General features: G+C 70.6%; 16 protein-coding genes. 5 read left to right on the top strand and 11 right to left on the bottom strand.

Features of this window, described 5'->3' with window-relative positions:
• Nucleotides 1–158: 158 nt before the first annotated feature.
• The 7 genes from ABZ370_RS39920 to ABZ370_RS39890 all read right to left on the bottom strand — a co-directional run bounded on the left by ABZ370_RS39920 (nucleotide 159) and on the right by ABZ370_RS39890 (nucleotide 8,322).
• Nucleotides 159–1,913, bottom strand: coding sequence for a hypothetical protein (locus tag ABZ370_RS39920; protein ID WP_358632081.1), 1,755 nt, complete (start codon nucleotides 1,911–1,913; stop codon nucleotides 159–161).
• A 1-nt stretch (nucleotide 1,914) separates the two neighbouring features.
• Nucleotides 1,915–3,333: an ATP-binding protein gene (locus ABZ370_RS39915; protein WP_358632077.1), complete on the bottom strand. Its 1,419-nt coding sequence runs from the start codon at nucleotides 3,331–3,333 to the stop codon at nucleotides 1,915–1,917.
• A 112-nt stretch (nucleotides 3,334–3,445) separates the two neighbouring features.
• Nucleotides 3,446–5,008, bottom strand: coding sequence for an SCO6880 family protein (locus tag ABZ370_RS39910; protein WP_358632074.1), 1,563 nt, complete (start codon nucleotides 5,006–5,008; stop codon nucleotides 3,446–3,448).
• Nucleotides 5,005–6,330: a hypothetical protein gene (locus tag ABZ370_RS39905; protein WP_358632071.1), complete on the bottom strand. Its 1,326-nt coding sequence runs from the start codon at nucleotides 6,328–6,330 to the stop codon at nucleotides 5,005–5,007. Before ABZ370_RS39905 ends, ABZ370_RS39910 begins: the two co-directional genes overlap by 4 nt.
• Nucleotides 6,320–7,216 (bottom strand): hypothetical protein, encoded by an 897-nt coding sequence (locus ABZ370_RS39900; protein WP_358632068.1) that lies wholly within the window; start codon nucleotides 7,214–7,216, stop codon nucleotides 6,320–6,322. The genes ABZ370_RS39905 and ABZ370_RS39900 overlap by 11 nt, the downstream gene beginning before the upstream one ends.
• Before the next feature lie 329 nt (nucleotides 7,217–7,545).
• Nucleotides 7,546–7,854: a hypothetical protein gene (locus tag ABZ370_RS39895; RefSeq protein ID WP_358632065.1), complete on the bottom strand. Its 309-nt coding sequence runs from the start codon at nucleotides 7,852–7,854 to the stop codon at nucleotides 7,546–7,548.
• 252 nt (nucleotides 7,855–8,106) lie between these two features.
• Complete coding sequence (locus tag ABZ370_RS39890; RefSeq protein ID WP_358632062.1) at nucleotides 8,107–8,322, bottom strand: DUF397 domain-containing protein; 216 nt, start codon at nucleotides 8,320–8,322, stop codon at nucleotides 8,107–8,109.
• 182 nt (nucleotides 8,323–8,504) lie between these two features.
• Between ABZ370_RS39890 and ABZ370_RS39885 the strand changes: the two genes are divergently transcribed.
• Nucleotides 8,505–9,512 (top strand): bifunctional lytic transglycosylase/C40 family peptidase, encoded by a 1,008-nt coding sequence (locus ABZ370_RS39885; RefSeq protein ID WP_358632059.1) that lies wholly within the window; start codon nucleotides 8,505–8,507, stop codon nucleotides 9,510–9,512.
• Nucleotides 9,513–9,727: 215 nt separating this feature from the next.
• Nucleotides 9,728–10,441 carry a phosphatase PAP2 family protein gene (locus tag ABZ370_RS39880; RefSeq protein ID WP_358632056.1) on the top strand — a complete coding sequence of 238 codons (714 nt, stop codon included), beginning with the start codon at nucleotides 9,728–9,730 and terminating at the stop codon, nucleotides 10,439–10,441.
• A gap of 125 nt (nucleotides 10,442–10,566) precedes the next feature.
• Here ABZ370_RS39880 and ABZ370_RS39875 read toward each other — a convergent pair whose 3' ends face one another.
• Nucleotides 10,567–12,165, bottom strand: coding sequence for an FAD-binding oxidoreductase (locus ABZ370_RS39875; RefSeq protein ID WP_358632053.1), 1,599 nt, complete (start codon nucleotides 12,163–12,165; stop codon nucleotides 10,567–10,569).
• A 65-nt stretch (nucleotides 12,166–12,230) separates the two neighbouring features.
• Nucleotides 12,231–12,464 carry a hypothetical protein gene (locus tag ABZ370_RS39870; protein WP_358632050.1) on the bottom strand — a complete coding sequence of 78 codons (234 nt, stop codon included), beginning with the start codon at nucleotides 12,462–12,464 and terminating at the stop codon, nucleotides 12,231–12,233.
• Between the two features lie 97 nt (nucleotides 12,465–12,561).
• Between ABZ370_RS39870 and ABZ370_RS39865 the strand changes: the two genes are divergently transcribed.
• Complete coding sequence (locus ABZ370_RS39865; RefSeq protein ID WP_358632047.1) at nucleotides 12,562–13,464, top strand: hypothetical protein; 903 nt, start codon at nucleotides 12,562–12,564, stop codon at nucleotides 13,462–13,464.
• 493 nt (nucleotides 13,465–13,957) lie between these two features.
• On the opposite strand, the gene ABZ370_RS39860 is transcribed toward ABZ370_RS39865, so the two are convergent.
• Nucleotides 13,958–14,350, bottom strand: a complete 393-nt coding sequence (locus ABZ370_RS39860; RefSeq protein WP_358632045.1) for a metal-sensitive transcriptional regulator — start codon at nucleotides 14,348–14,350, stop codon at nucleotides 13,958–13,960.
• 193 nt (nucleotides 14,351–14,543) lie between these two features.
• Here ABZ370_RS39860 and ABZ370_RS39855 point away from each other — a divergent pair, with 193 nt between their 5' ends.
• Together ABZ370_RS39855 and ABZ370_RS39850 are read left to right on the top strand one after the other, a co-directional pair.
• The gene (locus tag ABZ370_RS39855) at nucleotides 14,544–15,164 is read left to right on the top strand and encodes a DUF47 family protein (RefSeq protein WP_358632042.1); all 621 of its coding nucleotides are present in this window, start codon (nucleotides 14,544–14,546) and stop codon (nucleotides 15,162–15,164) included.
• Between the two features lie 8 nt (nucleotides 15,165–15,172).
• Nucleotides 15,173–16,171 (top strand): inorganic phosphate transporter, encoded by a 999-nt coding sequence (locus tag ABZ370_RS39850; protein ID WP_358632039.1) that lies wholly within the window; start codon nucleotides 15,173–15,175, stop codon nucleotides 16,169–16,171.
• 194 nt (nucleotides 16,172–16,365) lie between these two features.
• Here ABZ370_RS39850 and pstB read toward each other — a convergent pair whose 3' ends face one another.
• Complete coding sequence (gene pstB / locus ABZ370_RS39845) at nucleotides 16,366–17,142, bottom strand: phosphate ABC transporter ATP-binding protein PstB (RefSeq protein ID WP_358632036.1); 777 nt, start codon at nucleotides 17,140–17,142, stop codon at nucleotides 16,366–16,368.
• Nucleotides 17,143–17,150 lie beyond the last annotated feature (8 nt).

Genomic DNA, 17,150 nt, shown 5'->3' with positions numbered 1-17,150 from the left:
GGGAGAGTAGGACGCCGCCGAACAATCTTTGGAAAAGGCCCTGTTGGGAGCTTGAAGCTCCCGACAGGGCCTTTTCGTGTTTGTAGGCTGCACGACATGCGCTGTGCGGATCAGGCTGTGCGATCAGCCTTTGTCCTTGGTGTCCCTGGTGTCTTTGGCTACCCGACCAGCGTCCGGTGCGGCCACCGGGCTCGTGCCTGCTCCTGAGAGCGCATCAGAGCCAGCGTGGGCAGTCCCTGCGCGGTGCCCTGGACCAGCAGGTCCGGCAGCGCCGGAAGCGGCGCCACGGCGGCCACGTCGTCCAGGACGAGGGTGAGTGGTGGGTCGAGCCGACCGGAGGATGACCGTTCGGCCATGCGCCGGCCGTGCTCGACCACGTGCGAGGCGAGTGCGGTCAACAAGGGCATCGCACCCGGGTGGGAACGGGGGTCCTCGATGGATTCCCCCATCAGATAGAGCGTTCCCCCTTCACCGACGAATGACTCCAGTGCGAGCGCGTCGGCTCGCCCCGGATTGCACGCGTCACGGATATGGATCGAGGAGAGCGCGCCCAGGGCACGCGCCGTGAGTTCCTGCGCCATGTCGCGGCGTTCGGGGTGGGCGGTGAGCGTGGCTTCCAGCTCGCCTGCCGCGCCGCCCGCCGCCTTGGAGTGCGTACGGAGGATGCGTACCGGCTCATGCGCCGAACTGCCCTGTGCCCAGCGGTGGACGTGGCGGAAGGGGCGGCCGTCCGCCGCGGCGGCGTGCAGCCAGCAGCGCAGCATCGTCTCCGCGGCCTCCGCCAGGGGCTGGTCCATCGCGTGCACGGGGCGCACGGGGGCCAGCAGGGCGGCGGCGCGGGCGGCTGCGACCTCGCGGGAGCCGCATCCGTCCGCCGGGCTCCAGCGGAGCCGGGCGGGGGTGTCGAGGAGGTGGGACGGGTCGAAGACATGGGTGGGCCCGAACTTGGCGCGGGCGTCCTTGGTCGCGGCCCACAGGCCGGGGTCGCTGGTGACGGCGAGCACCGGGCCGACCGCCTCCAGGATGGCCCGGGCGGCGGCTTCGCCGCGCTCGGCACCGAAGAGGACGCGCGAGCGGGCCGGTTCCCCGCCGGGGCGGAACAGCCCGACGGCAAGGCCGCTGTCGGTGTCGGGGGCGGGCAGCGACTGCGGCGACGCGGCGGCCGGGTCCTGGGGGCTGTGCGGGGCCGGGACGAGCGGATCGGTGCGTTCCGTGGGGACGGGGCCGGGGGCGGCGGCTTCGGCCGGGGTTCCGTTGCGGTGGGCCGGGGCCGCGTCCGGGGTGCCGGGCGCGCTGGGCACGAGGGGGTGGCCTGGCGCGGTGGCCTCGGGTCGGGCCGCCGGGCCGTGCTCGTCGCCCCGTCTGCTGGGGTCCGTAGCCGGCCCGGGGGCTTCTGGGGGCGTGCGGGCGGCTGTGACGCCCCGCGGTGGGCCCTCGGGGGCGTACGCGGGGCCAGAGGCCTGCTCCGTACCCGCCCCGTCGGCCGTGCCCGGTACGGCGTCCGCGCGGGCGGCGCGGCGCTTGGCGCGGACCAGCCGGTAGCGGGTCAGGGTGCCGATGGCGAAGACCGCGAGCACGATCAGCACCATCAGCTCACTGATGAAGACGCCCCAGAACAGCCCGTAGCCGGGCAGCTGGTCCTTCGGCGTGGCGGACCAGGCCGCCGCCAGGTTGTGCGGCTCCTCCACCAGATGGCGCAGCGCCAGGGGAGTGTGCAGGAAGGTCAGGCCGTCCGGCCAGGCGCCGTGCGCGAAGAGCGCGGACAGGCCGGTGGCCGACCAGATCAGCCCGATCAGGCCCAGCAGAAAGGCGAAGAGGCCGACCAGCAGCCCGTCCGGGATGCCGCCCTGCGGGGACGGCTGTCTTCCGCGGCCGTGCTCCGCGGGTCCGCCGCGGTACTGCCCCGCCGCCATGTCAGGCCACCGTGGAGCCGTACGACGGACCGCTGTACGGGTCCGCCTCCGCCGCGGCCTCGACCGCCGCGGCGGCTCGTTTCTCGGCTTCCGCCTCGGCGGCCAGCTGGACGGTCATGCCGTCCTCGGTCATCGCCCGGTCGGTGTAGACGAGGGGGCGCTCGGCCTCGGTGATCAGGTGTTTGACGACCTGTACGTTGCCGTTGACGTCCCAGACCGCGATACCGGGCGAGAGCGTCGGGATGATCTCCACCGCCCAGCGCGGCAGGCCCAGCACCCGCCCGGTGGCCCGGGCCTCGTCGGCCTTCTGGGCGTAGATCGTCCGGGTCGAGGCCATCTTGAGGATCGCCGAGGCCTCGCGGGCCGCCGCGCCGTCGACCACGTCGGACAGATGGTGGACGACGGCGACGAAGGACAGGCCGAGCCGCCGGCCGAACTTCAGCAGCCGCTGGAAGAGCTGGGCGACGAAGGGCGAGTTGATGATGTGCCAGGCCTCTTCGACCAGGAAGATGCGCTTCTTGCGGTCGGGCCGAATCCAGGTGTGTTCCAGCCAGACGCCGACGATGGCCATGAGGATGGGCATCGCGATCGAGTTGCGGTCGATATGGGACAGGTCGAAGACGATGAGTGGCGCGTCGAGATCGATTCCGGCCGTGGTCGGACCGTCGAACATGCCGCGGAGGTCACCGTCGACCAGCCGGTCGAGCACCAGGGCGACGTCCAGGCCCCAGGCCCGTACGTCGTCCAGGTCGACGTTCATCGCCTCCGCGGAATCCGGCTCGGGGTGGCGCAGCTGTTCGACGATGTCGGTCAGCACCGGCTGACGGTCGGTGATGGTCTCGTTGACGTAGGCGTGCGCGACCTTGAGGGCGAAGCCGGAGCGTTCGTCGAGCCCGTGCCCCAGCGCGACCTCGATGATCGTGCGGAGCAGGGCGAGCTGACCGGTCGTCGTGATCGACGGGTCCAGGGGGTTGAGCCGGATGCCGCCGTTCATGGCCGCCGTCGGGTCGAGCCGGATGGGCGTTATCCCCAGCTCCTGGGCGATCAGGTTCCACTCGCCGACGCCGTCCTCGCCCTGCGCGTCCAGCACCACCACCTGGCGGTCGCGGAACCGGAGCTGACGCAGTACGTACGTCTTCTCCAGGGCCGACTTGCCGTTGCCGGACTCCCCGAGCACCAGCCAGTGCGGGGCGGGCAGCTGCTGGCCGTACAGCTGGAACGGGTCGTAGATGTAGCCCTTCCCGGAGTACACCTCGCGCCCGATGATGACGCCCGAGTCGCCGAGGCCCGGGGCCGCGGTCGGCAGGTAGACGGCCTGCGCCTGCCCCGTGGACGTACGGACCGGCAGCCGAGTCGTCTCCACCTTCCCGAACAGGAAGCTGGTGAACGCGTCGGTGACGGCGGTCATCGGATCGGCCACGGCGGAGCCCCTATCGTCCCAGTCCCAGTCGTCTCTACGGCGTCTAGAGCGTCTACGACGTCTACGGCTTTTTTACGTCGCGTCTCTACGGCTATCGGTCAGCTGCGGTCGGCTAACGGCGGATACCGGTCGCGAACGGCAACGTGTTCACAAACGCGCGGTGGTGCTCACGGTCGCACCACTCGAGCTTGAGATAGCTCTTCCCCGCCGAGGCCCGGATGGTCCGCTTGTCGCGGTTGAGCCCCTCCGGTGAGCGGGAGGAGACGGTGATGTAGCCGACCAGGTTGACGCCCGCGGCGCCGCTGGCCAGGTCCTCGCCCCGCTGGTCGAGCCGGCCGTGCGCGGCGATGTCGCGCGGGTCCACGGTACGGTTCATCTTCGCGGCGCGGCTGGCCTCGGCCTCGTCGTTGACCTTTTCGGTCAGCATGCGCTCGATCGCGATCTCCGTGGGCTCCAGATCCATGCAGACGGCGACCGTACGGATGACATCGGGGGTGTGGACGAGCAGCGGGGCGAGGAAGTTCACCCCGACCGGCGTCATGGGCCACTCCTTCACCCATGCGGTGGCGTGGCACCAGGGTTCACGGGTGCTGGACTCGCGGGTCTTCGCCTGGAGGAAGGTGGGCTCCATCGCGTCCAGTTCGGCGGGCCAGGCGTTGCGCTTGGTCATCGCCTGGATGTGGTCGATGGGGTGGTCCGGGTCGTACATGGAGTGGATGAGTGAGGCCAGCCGCCCCTGGCCGAGGGGCTGGCGCACCCGGATGTCGGCCTCGGCGAGCCGCGCGCAGATGTCGGTCAGCTCGCGCGCCATGATCACGGCCAGGCCCGCGTCCTTGTCGATCCGGCGGCCGCCGCCGCTGTGCCGGGTGGCGCGCGCGATGGCCTGCGCCTCGGCGGCCAGGTCACGGGTGTAGTGCATGCAGGCGACGAGGTACGCGCGGTGCTGCTCGGAGGAGGTGGACACCATCGACTGCAGCTGGTCGTACGAATCCTTGAGCCAGACCGGGGCGCCGTTGTCGCCGCGCCGCTCGACATCCTTGGCGTGGGCGTCCGGGTCGGCGGGGAGGGTGCGGGCCAGCATCTGCAGCCGGGTCACGAAGCCGTCGCCGTTGGCCACGTGCTTGAGCAGCGTGCCGAACCGGTCGACCAGCGCCTCCTGGTCCTCGCTGTCCCGCAGGCCCACGCCGGGGCCCTCGATCTCGATCGCGGCGGTGACGGTGCGGCGGTCGGCGTGCAGCAGGACGGCGATCTCGTCCGGGCCGAACGGCGCGGCCAGCCAGTTGATCCGGCCGATGCCGGGGGGCGGGCCGACCTCCACCTCGCGGCCGTCGGACCGGGTACCGGCCTCGGCGGCGCCGGAGCGGTAGCCGGTGGTGCCCTTGCGGACGCTGCGCCGGTAGGAGCGGTTGATCTCGAACCAGCGGTAGAACGTGCGTCCGTTGTACGGCACGTACACGGCGGCCAGCGCGAGGGTCGGGAAGCCGACCAGGGCGGCGATGCGCAGCGTCAGCATCGGCACCAGCAGCCCGCACATCATGCCGATGAACGCGCCCCCGATGATCAGCGCGATCTCACCGGTCTCGCGGTTCTTGCCGACGATCGCGTTGGGGCGGGCACGCCCGACCAGATACGTGCGGCGCGGTGCGATGGCGTGGGACTGGGCATCGACCGTCACCGCCGGTCACCTCCCGGGTTGTTGCCTGAGCTGTTGTTCTGCGAACGGGGGGCGGAGGCGGACCCGCCGCCTCCGGAGTTGCCGGTGCGGCTGGCGCCGCCGCCCCCACTGCCGCGGGAGCTGTGCGCGGCGACGCCGCCGGACACGGGGTTGGCGGGCTTGGCCTGGGCCGGGCGGGAACCGCCGCCTCCGTCGCCGCCCCCGCCGCGGGCGCTGTGGGTGTTGATGCCCTGCTTGACCAGGGCGGCGGGCGAGCTGATGACCGCGGCGGCCTGGCGGGACGCGGGGTCGGCGCTGGCGCTGCGGGCCTTGACGATCTCGTCGCCGAAGCCGGGCACGAAGCGGTAGATCATCGCGCTGGCGAAGATGGCGAGGATGATGATGGAGAGGCCGGAGACGACGGCCGAGAAGGCGTCGGGCTCGTTGCCGGAGGTGGAGAGCGCGCCGGCCAGGGCGAGGACCACCACGATGACCGGCTTGACGAGAATCACCGCGATCATGATCCCGGCCCAGCGGCGGACGTGCCCCCACATGTTCTTGTCGACGAGCCCCGCGTAGACGGCCGTGCCGAGCAGTGCGCCGACGTAGAGCAGGGCGGCGCGGATGACCAGCTCCAGGCAGAGCACACCGGACGCGAGGATCGTCACGAGCGACACGACGATGAGCATGATCGGCCCGCCGCCGATGTCCTCGTCCCGCTTGAGGGCCTGGGCGAAGGAGCCGAAGAAGGCGTCGTTGTCGGCGCCGGTGCCGGAGGCGATGGCGTCCGTGACGGCGTCGGTGGCGGTGACGACCGTATAGAGGATGAGCGGGGTGAAGGCGGAGGCCAGGACCGTCAGCCAGAGGAAACCGATGGCCTCGGAGAGCGCCTCGCCGAGCGGGACGCCGCGGATGGCGCGTTTGGCGACGGCGAGGAGCCAGAGGATGAGGGTGAGGACGGTCGAGGCGGCGAAGACGACGGCGTACTGGCGGAGGAAGGCCTGGTTCGTGAAGTCGACGGTCGCCGTCTCCTTGACGAGCTTCGAGAGCTTGCCGATGAGCCATGCGGCGGCGTCGGCGCAGCCTCGGGCCAGGGAGGCGGCGGGGTCGAGGGGATTCGACGGGTCGGAAGGGGGGCCCGAACCGCCGCCACCGCCGCCCTTTTCGCAGTTTTCCCGGACCTGGCCGAGGAGCCCGCTGCAATCGTCGTTGTCGCTGCCGGATGGGCTCGGCGTGGGTGAGGGGGCAGCGGCCGCGCGGGTCGCCAGGAGGACGGCGGCTGTTTGAATGGCCGCCAGGACACCCGTGAGCGTGAGAGCGCGGCGGCTCGGGCTAGCGGGCATAGGTGAACCCTCCGTACTGCTCGACTGCCTTGGCGATCTCATCGGCCGTGGAGGCGGTGTTGTCGCTGTTGACGGGGGCGGGGCCGCTCTTCTGCGAGAAGCTCTCGGCCTTCCAGTCGTTGTCCGTCCACCGCAGCTTGAGGGTCATGGTGAACCAGTCGTTGGTGACTGGGTTCCTGGAACCCTCACCAGCCGTTCCGAACACTCCCGTGCACCAGACCTCGACCGTCGCGGCCGTGCTCGCGTACTTCGAGACCTTGGTACCCAGGGGGGCGGTGCGCGAGATGTAGGTCATGCCGTCGGGCGCCTTGCCGTTCGCGTCCAGGCCGATTTTATCCAGCGCGTTGGCGGAGTAGGCCTTGTCGAGCTTGGTCTGGAGCGGGCCGGCGGCCGTGGTGGTGAAGACCTGCGGAACGATCTCATGACGCTGCTCGCGGTTGAGCATGTCGGCAGATCCCAGCGCCACCGCGTAGTTCGCCGCCGCGCTCTGCGCGCCCTGCTGGGACTTCGCGAAGCCCGACGCGATGCCCGTCGTGCCGTTCTGGCCGGTGACCGGGCGGGTGCCGGTGGGGGCGGTGGGCTGGGCTTCGGCGTTGGTGCCGCCGGAGTCCGGGTCGGACGAGCCGCTGTCGCTCTGGCCGCCGCGGTTGACGAAGGCGATGGCGGCGAGGAGCAGGACGACGACCCCGATGACCGTGATCAGGTTGCGGCTCGGCTTGGCGGTTCGGCCGGGGCCGCGGCGGGGCGGGCCGTACGGGTCCTCGTCGCCTTCGGGCAGGCGGGTGCGCGTCAGATGGCCGCCGGAGGCCGTGCCGCGAGTTCGGCCGGTGTCGTGGCCGTCGTAGTCGTAGTCACCGCCGTAGCCGCCGTCGCCGCCGAGACTCATCGCGTGCTCGCCCCTTCACCCGTGCCGACCGTGCCGGTCGTGCCGTCCGTGGTCGCTGTTCCGCCACGCTGGTACGACGGTAGCGGCGTGGACCGACGTTCGGGCGTGGTGGTGTGAGTGGACATCAGACGGACACGACCTCGGCGACGGGGGCGGCGGGTGCGGACATCAGGGAGCAGCCTCGGGTACGGAGGGTGGGGCCGGTAGGGGGGATCGGGGGCGGAGGCTCGGGGGCGGGGGCGTGCGCCGCGCGCGGGGGTCGGCTCCGGTGCGCGGGCGCGCGGGCCGGAGCGCGACGGGGGCGCGGACCGGGCGTGGCGGGGGCGTGGCTAAACGGCCATGCCGTACACGATCGTGAAGAGCGTGCCCAGCGAGCCGATGATGAACACGCCGGTCAGCCCCGCGACGATCAGTCCCTTGCCCTGCTCCGCGCTGAAGGTGTCGCGCAGCGCGGTCGCGCCGATGCGCTGCTTGGCCGCGCCCCAGATCGCGATGCCGAAGCACAGCAGCAGTGCGACGGCCATGACGACCTCGATCATGACGCGGGCCTCGCTGCCCAGGGTTCCGAAGGGGCCCCAGTCTGGGGCGATTCCGCCGATGATGGTGTTGATGTCGCCCTTTTCGGCCGCTAGAAACATAATGAACTCACCGCCCCTTATGGGTAGTTGTGTGCCCCGCCGGGTCTGGCGTGGGGTCAGTCTCTATCTTCGCCGACGATTCCGCTTCCGCATGTCGACTGGGCGGCATTTCTTGGCGGATCTCGTACGTGTTGTGGACCACGGTGACCTGGCAGGAGGACGAGCCATGCCCCTCAGGGTCCGGCGGGCGCCCTATGGTCACTCTGTGTATCACGCGGGTGGGCGCCGGGCAACGATCGGTAGTGGAGGCCCCTATTCCCCCTGTTCCTCCGCGAAGTCGTCGAACTCGCCTGCCTTGACCCCCATGAGGAACGCCTCCCACTTGGCCTGGGTAGTGACGACGACGGTCTCCGGGTCGTTGCTTTCGCGCATGTAGATCCGGCCGTCGGGGCCTGCGGCCACCTCCAGGTAGGCGCCCGCCTCCTCGTCCTCGTCGGTCGAGGCCCGCTGCCAGTCCAGCTGCGTCATCCGTCTTCCTTGGGGTTCATGGGGTGTGAGGTGCTCGGACGGGCCGGACTTTACGCGTTCCGGGCGGAGGAGGGCCGGGCGCGGCACCGGTCGCCCGTAGGGTTTCGGCTGGCGAGCGGCTGATTTTCGCCGTGCGTACGGAAACGCGTTCGTACCGCGCGCTGATGGGGGAGGATGGCCGGGTGCGTAAGGTCTGGCTGGGTGTCAGTGTCGGTATCGGAGTCTGTTTTTCCTTCGTCGTCCTGCTCGTCCTCGGCACCTACATGGTCGCCGCGGACCTCGCGGGCGGTGGCGGAGGCACCAGTGTCGGACTGGCGAAGGGTGCTGTCCCGGCCTCGTACGCGCCGCTCATCCAGCGGTACGGGAACTCGTGCCCCGCGCTCAACCCGGCCCTGCTCGCCGCGCAGCTCTACCAGGAGAGCGGCTGGAACGCGAAGGCGCAGAGCCCGGCCAACGCCAAGGGGCTGGCGCAGTTCATCCCCGCCACCTGGGCGTCCCACGGGGTGGACGGCGACAAGGACGGCAAGCGGGACATCTGGAATCCGAATGACGCGATTCCGTCCGCGGCCGCCTACGACTGCTCGCTCGCGAAGTATGTGAAGGACGTGCCGGGCAATCAGACGCACAACATGCTGGCCTCCTACAACGCGGGCGCGTACGCGGTGCTCAAGTACAAGGGCGTGCCGCCGTACCGCGAGACCCAGAACTACGTGAAGACCATCACCAACCTGTCCAAGAGCTTCGAGGCGCCCACGCAGAGCGTGCCGTCGTCGCGGCAGTCGGCCGCGGCGATCTACTTCGCGCAGAAGCAGCTCGGGAAGCCGTATCTGTGGGGCGGCAACGGCACCCCGGACCAGGACGGGCGGTTCGACTGCTCGGGGCTGACGAAGGCGGCGTACAAGACGGTGGGGATCGATCTGCCGCGCGTCGCCAACGACCAGTGGAACGCCGGGCCGCATCCGAAGCGCAGCGAGCTGCTCCCCGGTGATCTGGTCTTCTTCGCCTACGACCTCGATGACCCGAGATCCATCCACCATGTGGGGATCTACGTGGGCGGCGGGAAGATGATCAACGCGCCCTACACTGGTGCGGTGATCCGCTTCGACCCCATCGATTCCCCGGACTACATCGGGGCGACGCGGGTGACACAGGATGGCGCAAAAGCGCTGCCCCGGTCCGGCGCCGCGTAAGGATTCCCGCTGAGCTGCGACGACGGGTCACCCTTCGATAACGTCCCGGTGATCGTTGGGTAGCGAACGGAACGCCTGACGGAATAAGGGCGTTTCCTGGAAGTGGATCGGCGGCACACCCTTCGGCATCGCTCGCCGGGGCCGTCGGTCGTGGGGGAAGCACGGGGGTCGGCAGCTGTACGCAGCGACAGGTGAGAGATAAGGGGCCGCGGCACATGGCTGGACTCGCACTGGACGGGTCGAACCCCGATGTCAGCCTTCTCTACGACATCAACGGGCTCGCCAAGGACGCCCCGCACTGGTTCGACCGCGTGATGGAGTTCGTCGGCGAGTTCGGGATCGTTCTCGGGCTCGCCCTGGTGGGTCTCGGTGCCTGGTGGAGCGTGCGCAAGCGGCCGCAGGACGCGCCGTCCGCCGTCGCCGGGCTGATCTGGGCGCCGCTGGCCGCCGGGATCGCGCTGATCGCCAACATCCCGATCCGCGGCTTCGTCCAGCGCCCGCGGCCGTTCCGGGACCATCAGGGGCTCGACGTCCTGGTGGCGGGCAAGACGGACTTCTCCTTCGTCAGCGATCACGCGACGCTCACCATGGGGCTCGCCGTCGGGATCTTCATGGCCCACCGTCGGTACGGGCTGGCCGCGCTCGGGCTCGCGCTGCTCGAGGGCTTCTGCCGCGTCTACATGGGCGTGCACTATCCGACGGACGTCATCGGCGGGTTCGCCCTGGGGACCGCGGTCGCGCTGCTGCTGGCGCCGCTCGCGATGATGCTGCTGACGCCGCTCACCACCACGATCGCGGGGTCGCGGGCCGGTTGGCTGATACGGGCCGGGCGCCCCGCCCCGGCCGCCGCGGCGGGGGAGGGCTTCCCGGAGTTCCCCGAGAGCCGGGCGCCGGGCACGGAGCGCGGCAGCAAGGACCTCGCGGCCTGACGCGCGCATACCCGACGCGGACACCTGCCGCGCATACCTGACACGCACGTCCGACGGGCGGCACGGCATCAGCCGGGCCGCCCGTCGGACGTTTGCGACCTATCAGGCCTATCGGGCCCGTGGGCTCACAGCGCCTGCGGGAAGTCGAAGAGCCGCTTCGGGTCGTAACGCTTCTTCAGCCGCGCCAGCCGGTCCGCGCCGGAGCCGTAGTACGCCGAGCGCCAGTCCTTGAGCGAGGCGTCGGTGTAGTTCTGGTACGCCGCCCCGGAGGCGTGGCGCCGCATCGCCGTGTGCGCCGCGTCCAGCCAGGCGTTCTGCGGGGCACCCGCGCCGCCCGCCGCCCAGGACGCGGTGTACTGCGCGAGGAACCGCGAGCGGCGGTGGACGAAGGCGGTGGCCCGCGGATCGACGCGGTTCACGGCGCCGCCGAGCGCGGTGAGCGCGACGCTGACCGCGCCGCCGCCGCTGGTGCGCCGCCCGAAGCGCTCGACCTGGTCGAGCATCGCGCGTATCCCCGCCTGGCTCAGCGAGCGGTCGAAGAAGTCGGACCGCGCCGCGTACGTCTCCCGGTTCAGCACCCCGTCGGTGCTGCGGCCGGGCTGGTCGCCGGGGAGATGGCAGCGGGTGGTCGAGGTGTCGCCGCAGCCCGCGTACATGCGCATCGCGTCGACGTACCCCCGGCGGCGCAAGGACACCCGGGAGGCGGGGCCGGGGCCGCCCGGGCCGTCGGCGAGCCGGTCCACCGCGTTCTGCAGGTCGCCGTAGGTGCCCAGGGAGAAGCAGCTGATGGAGACGGTGGGGGTGTGGCCGGGGGCGGCCGACAGATGCAGCGCCGACCAGATCTCGTCGGGCTGGTCGGGTCCCCACTTCTGCCACGCGCCGAGCACCTTGGCCGCCTTCGACCAGGGCCAGGACATATAGGCGGTGACGCCGTCGCCGGTCTCGCGGGTACGGAAGCGCAGCTCGGTGACGACGCCGAAGTTGCCGCCGCCCGCGCCGCGCAGCGCCCAGAACAGGTCGGGTTCGCGGTCCTTGGAGACCTGGAGGGTCTTGCCCGCGGCGGTGACGAGGGTCGCGCCGGTGAGGTGGTCGGAGGTGAGCCCGTACGCCCGGGAGACCACGCCGTGCCCGCCGCCGAGGGTGAGCCCGGAGATGCCGACGCTCGGGCAGGAGCCGCCGGGGACGGTGACGCCGTGGGCGCCGAGCCGGGTGTAGACGTCGATGAGCTTGGCGCCGCCGCCGATGCGGGCCTCGCCTGTGGTGGTGCCGACGGAACCGAGCGCGGAGACGTCGATGACCAGGCGGCCGTCACCGCTGGAATAACCCGCGTAGCTGTGGCCGCCGTTACGGATGGAGACAGGGGTGCCCTGGCGCCGGGCGAAGTCCAGACATGCGGTGATGTCGGCGGTATTCCCTATATAAGCGACGGCGGCGGGCCGCAGATGGTCGAAGCGGGTGTTGTACAGGCGCCTGGCGGCGGTGTAGTCCGCGTCGCCGGGGCGCACCAGATCGCCGTGCAGCGTCTTGCCGAGCGCGGTCCAGTCCGCGGCCTTCGCCTTGCCGGCGCTCGCCGCGAGCCCGCTTCCCGAGGCGCTTCCCGCAGCGCTGCCGAAGGACTTCACGCCGCCGGCGGCGTGTCCCGTCGTGCTGCTGCTGCACGCCGCGGCCCAGGTGGCCGTGGAGGCCAGCCCCGCGCTCGCAGCCAGCAGTGTCCGCCGGTTCATGGCGGTGTCCCCTCCCTGTCGGCCCGGTCGACCCTGCGTCCCACCGGTCGACCGGGCCACCGCCGTTACCGCGTGTGCCGCCCGGTCTCCTGGTCAGAGGGCGGGGCGGGCGGAGGGGTTGCGTCCGTGGCGGAAGAGTGACGGTCCGTCGAGTGGGCACCGGCGTCGGCGCGGGCCAGGGAACGGGCGCGGCGGGCCGGGCCGATCCAGCCGCAGGTGCATCGGGCGAGGCAGAAGGCCCCCTTCTCCTCGGTGGTGGTGAGGGCTTGGTCGGGGCCTATGTCACCTGAGTCGAGCACATGACCACGCTACCGGGCCGTGACGAGTGGCCGGAACGGGTCGTTAAACGAACAAGTATCAAGGCGTGGACGAGCGTGGCCAGGGGGTCGACGGTCGATGGTGGTTCAGCGGCGCGGTGGAAGGAGACGGGCGAGGGCGGTCGCCGGATGCGTGGCGGGTGGTCTGCTGGCCGGGCTGCTGGCGACCGTCGGCGGCTGCTCGTCCCAGACGGTGGCGGACCAGCGCCCGGGCGATGCCCCCGGGGCGGCGGCCGCGGTCGCCGTGCTGCAACAGGCCGCGGATGTGCTGGTGAGCTCCGGGAGTTCACGGGTGCGGACGACCCTGGAGACGGCGACCGGCGGTACCCGGGTCTCGATCGAGGGCCGCGGGGCGTACGACTTCGAGCAGCGGCGCGGGCGGCTGCGGCTGGCGCTGCCGAGGGACGCGACGGGCGCGGCCGAGCACGGGCCGATCACCGAACTTCTGGCACCCGGCGCGCTCTTCATGCGCAACCGTGGCGCGGGCATCCCCAGCGACAAATGGGTACGGGTGGACACGGCGGGCATTCCGGACGGCAACCTGGTCACCGGCGGGGCGACCGATCCGCTGACCGCCGCCGAACTGCTGCGCGGGGTACGGCGGGCCAGTCTGGTCGGGGAGGAGGGGGCGGGCGGCGCCCTGGTGCGGCACTACCGCGGCACCACCGACATCGGCCGGGCGGCCAGGGTGGCCTCGCATGGCGTACGGGGACCGCTGCGGGCCGCGGCGAAGGGGTTCACCGTCCCGCTGGTGCCCTTCGACGCGTATCTTGACGGGCTGGGGCGGCTGCGTGAGGTGCGGCACCGCTTCACCGTGACCGGCCGGGCGAGCGGTGCGCGGCCGGCCGGGAGCGCGGACGGGCGGCGCGCGGTGGGGGTCGCCTCGACGACGGAGTGGTACGACTTCGGGGTGGAGGCCGCCGTCGAGCTCCCCAAGCCCGCGGATATCTACACAGGGAAGGTCGGATCGCCTCAGAAGTAGTCGGAGGGGGCTGCTCTCTCCTTCGAAATGGCCCATCCGTGCCATGCGCGGAGTGTGTACCGATCCCTACCCTGGGAAGCCGCTGCTCAAAGTGCTCGAAGGTGCTCGCAGGAGGAGGTGAAACACGTGGTTGCGCGTCGCGGCTCACCGGGCCCGGACCCCGTGGCCCTCGTCGAGATCGATCTCTACGGTGAATTGATGATCGCTGCAGCGAGCGCGGACGAGGACAGGCTCAGTCCGGACCGCATCGACGAGGTGCTCCGGGTGGAGGCCGACCGATCGGCTGCCCGCCCGGCGGACCGCTCAGCAGATCGCCCGGCCGCCCGCCCGGCAGATGGCTCAGCGGATCGATCAACTGAGCGATCAGATTCGGCCGACCACTCGAAGGGGCGTGAGGCCGCACGTCCGGAGCGGCCGGAAGTAGACGGTCCGGACGCCCGGTAGGCAGGCCCGCCGTCTCGTCGGCGGGCACCGCCGCACCCGGGGGTGTGCCTCAGGTCCGCAGCAGCCGTGCGATGGCCGCGGTCGCCTCGGCGACCTTGGCGTCCACCTCGTCCTCTCCTTCGTCCCCTTCCTTGGCGGCGCTTTCGACGGCCGCGCTGGCGACGCAGTGCCGCAGATGCTCTTCGAGCAGCTGGAGGGCGAAGGACTGCAGGGCTTTGGTGCTCGCGGAGACCTGGGTGAGTATGTCGATGCAGTAGACATCCTCTTCGACCATCCGCTGCAAGCCCCTGATCTGGCCCTCGATCCGGCGCAGCCGCTTCAGGTGCTGGTCCTTCTGGTGGGCGTACCCGTGGCCGCCGTGGGTAGGGGAAGCGTGGCCGGACGCCTGGCCCCGCTCATCGCCGCCGGTGGGCGCGGTGGTGTCGGCTGCCGTGGTGGTCATGGCGTCCTCCCGTTGTTCACTATCGGTGCCCATATACCCCCAGTGGGTATATGGTAACGGCTTTTCCGGCCGAACCGGGCCCCTGTGAAGAGCACTCCGCCCGATGGGCGACACTGGGGACGCCGGTTACCGTGGCCGGAAGATGCGCCTAGCATCGTCGAGTCCCCATCCGCCGCTTCCCGAGGATTCCCCAGTGCGCTTTCGTCTGACCCCAAGGGAGACGAGCTTCTACGACATGTTCGCGGCCTCCGCGGACAACATCGTGACCGGCTCCAAGCTCCTGATGGAATTGCTCGGGGCGGACTCCGCCGCTCGTGCCGAGATCGCCGAGCGGATGAGGGCCGCGGAGCATGCGGGGGACGACGCCACGCACGCGATCTTCCATCAGCTGAACGTCTCCTTCATCACGCCGTTCGACCGCGAGGACATCTACTCCCTCGCCTCGTCCCTCGACGACATCATGGACTTCATGGAGGAGGCCGTCGACCTGGTCGTCCTCTACCAGGTGGATGAGCTGCCCAAGGGCGTCGAGCAGCAGATCGAGGTGCTGGCGCGGGCGGCCGAGCTGACCGCCGAGGCCATGCCGAACCTGCGCACCATGACGAACCTCACCGAGTACTGGATCGAGGTCAACCGGCTGGAGAACCAGGCCGACCAGATCCACCGCAAGCTGCTGGCCCACCTCTTCAACGGCAAGTACGACGCCATGGAGGTGCTCAAGCTCAAGCAGATCGTGGATGTGCTGGAAGAGGCGGCCGACGCCTTCGAGCATGTGGCCAACACGGTCGAGACCATCGCCGTCAAGGAGTCCTGAGCCCCGGCATGGACACCTTCGCGCTTGTCGTGACCATCGCGGTCGCGCTTTTCTTCACGTACACCAACGGCTTCCACGACTCGGCGAACGCCATCGCCACCTCGGTCTCCACCCGGGCCCTGACCCCGCGGGCCGCGCTCGCGATGGCGGCGGTGATGAACCTCGCGGGTGCCTTCCTGGGCAGCGGGGTCGCCAAGACCGTCAGCGAGGGCCTGATCGCCACCCCGACCGGCAAACAGGGCATGATCATCCTGTTCTCCGCGCTGATCGGGGCGATCGCCTGGAACATGGTCACCTGGTACTACGGACTGCCGTCCTCCTCCTCGCACGCCTTGTTCGGCGGCCTGGTCGGCGCGGCGCTCGCCGGTTCCAGCACCGTGCACTGGACCGGGGTGGTGGAGAAGGTCGTCCTCCCGATGGTCATCTCGCCCGTCATCGGCCTGGTGCTCGGCTACTTCGTCATGGTGGCCATCCTCTGGATGTTCCGTAAGTCCAACCCGCACAAGGCGAAGCGCGGCTTCCGGATAGCCCAGACCGTGTCGGCCGCCGCCATGGCGCTCGGCCACGGTCTCCAGGACGCCCAGAAGACCATGGGTGTGGTCGTGATGGCCCTGGTCATCGGCGGTGTCGAGGATCAGGGGGACGCCATCCCGGTGTGGGTGAAGATCGCCTGCGCCGCGATGCTCTCGCTCGGCACGTACGCGGGCGGCTGGCGCATCATGCGCACGCTGGGCCGCCGGATCATCGAGCTGGACCCGCCGCAGGGCTTCGCTGCCGAGACGACGGCGGCCTCGGTCATGTACACCGCGTCGTTCATGTTCCAGGCGCCGATCTCGACGACGCATGTCATCACGTCGGCGATCATGGGTGTGGGGGCGACCAAGCGCGTGAACGCGGTGCGCTGGGGGGTCGCGAAGAACATCATCCTCGGCTGGTTCATCACCATGCCCGCGGCGGCCGGAGTCGCTGCCCTCAGCTACTGGATCGTCGACCTCGCCTTCGGCTGACCCCTGCGAGCAGGACCCCTGCGAGCAGGTTGGCCTTCGGCCGACGCCGACGAGCAGGTGAAACGCAGTGGGCCCGCCCCCGGGAAGCCGGGGGCGGGCCCTTTTCGTCGTGCGGTGGCACCGCCATGCAGCACCGCAGGACGCCGTTCCCCGCCCATGGGGCGGGGCCTCGCCCGGAGGCGAGGGGCTTGATGTCAGCCGAAGCGGCCGGAGATGTAGTCCTCGGTCGCCTGGACGGACGGGTTGGAGAAGATCCGCTCGGTCTCGTCGATCTCGATGAGCTTGCCGGGCTGGCCGACGCCGGCCAGGTTGAAGAAGGCCGTACGGTCCGAGACGCGCGCCGCCTGCTGCATGTTGTGCGTCACGATGACGATCGTGAAGCGCTCCTTGAGCTCACCGATCAGGTCCTCGATGGCGAGGGTCGAGATCGGGTCGAGCGCCGAGCAGGGCTCGTCCATCAGCAGCACGTCGGGCTCGACCGCGATGGCGCGGGCGATGCACAGCCGCTGCTGCTGACCGCCGGAGAGCCCGGCGCCCGGCTTGTTCAGCCGGTCCTTGACCTCGTTCCACAGGTTGGCGCCCTTGAGGGACTTCTCGACGACGTCCCGCAGCTCGCTCTTGCGGTACGAGCCGTTCAGCTTCAGCCCGGCCGCCACGTTCTCGAAGATCGACATCGTCGGGAACGGGTTGGGGCGCTGGAAGACCATGCCGACCGTGCGGCGCACGGAGACGGGGTCGACGCCGGAGGCGTACAGGTTCTCGTCGTCGAGCATCACCTTGCCCTCGACGCGGCCGCCCGTGGTGACCTCGTGCATCCGGTTGAGGGTGCGCAGGAAGGTCGACTTGCCGCAGCCGGACGGGCCGATGAAGGCGGTCACCGAACGGGGCTCGACGGTCATCGAGATGTCCTCGATGGCCTTGTGGCTGCCGTAGTAGGCGGTCAGCCCGCTGACGTCGATGCGCTTGGCCATGTGAATCA

It is taken from the genome of Streptomyces sp. NPDC005962, assembly GCF_040629205.1.
Lineage (GTDB): Bacteria > Actinomycetota > Actinomycetes > Streptomycetales > Streptomycetaceae > Streptomyces.
The sequence above is the reverse complement of the archived record's forward strand: the minus strand, read 5'-3'. Positions and strand labels throughout refer to the sequence as shown.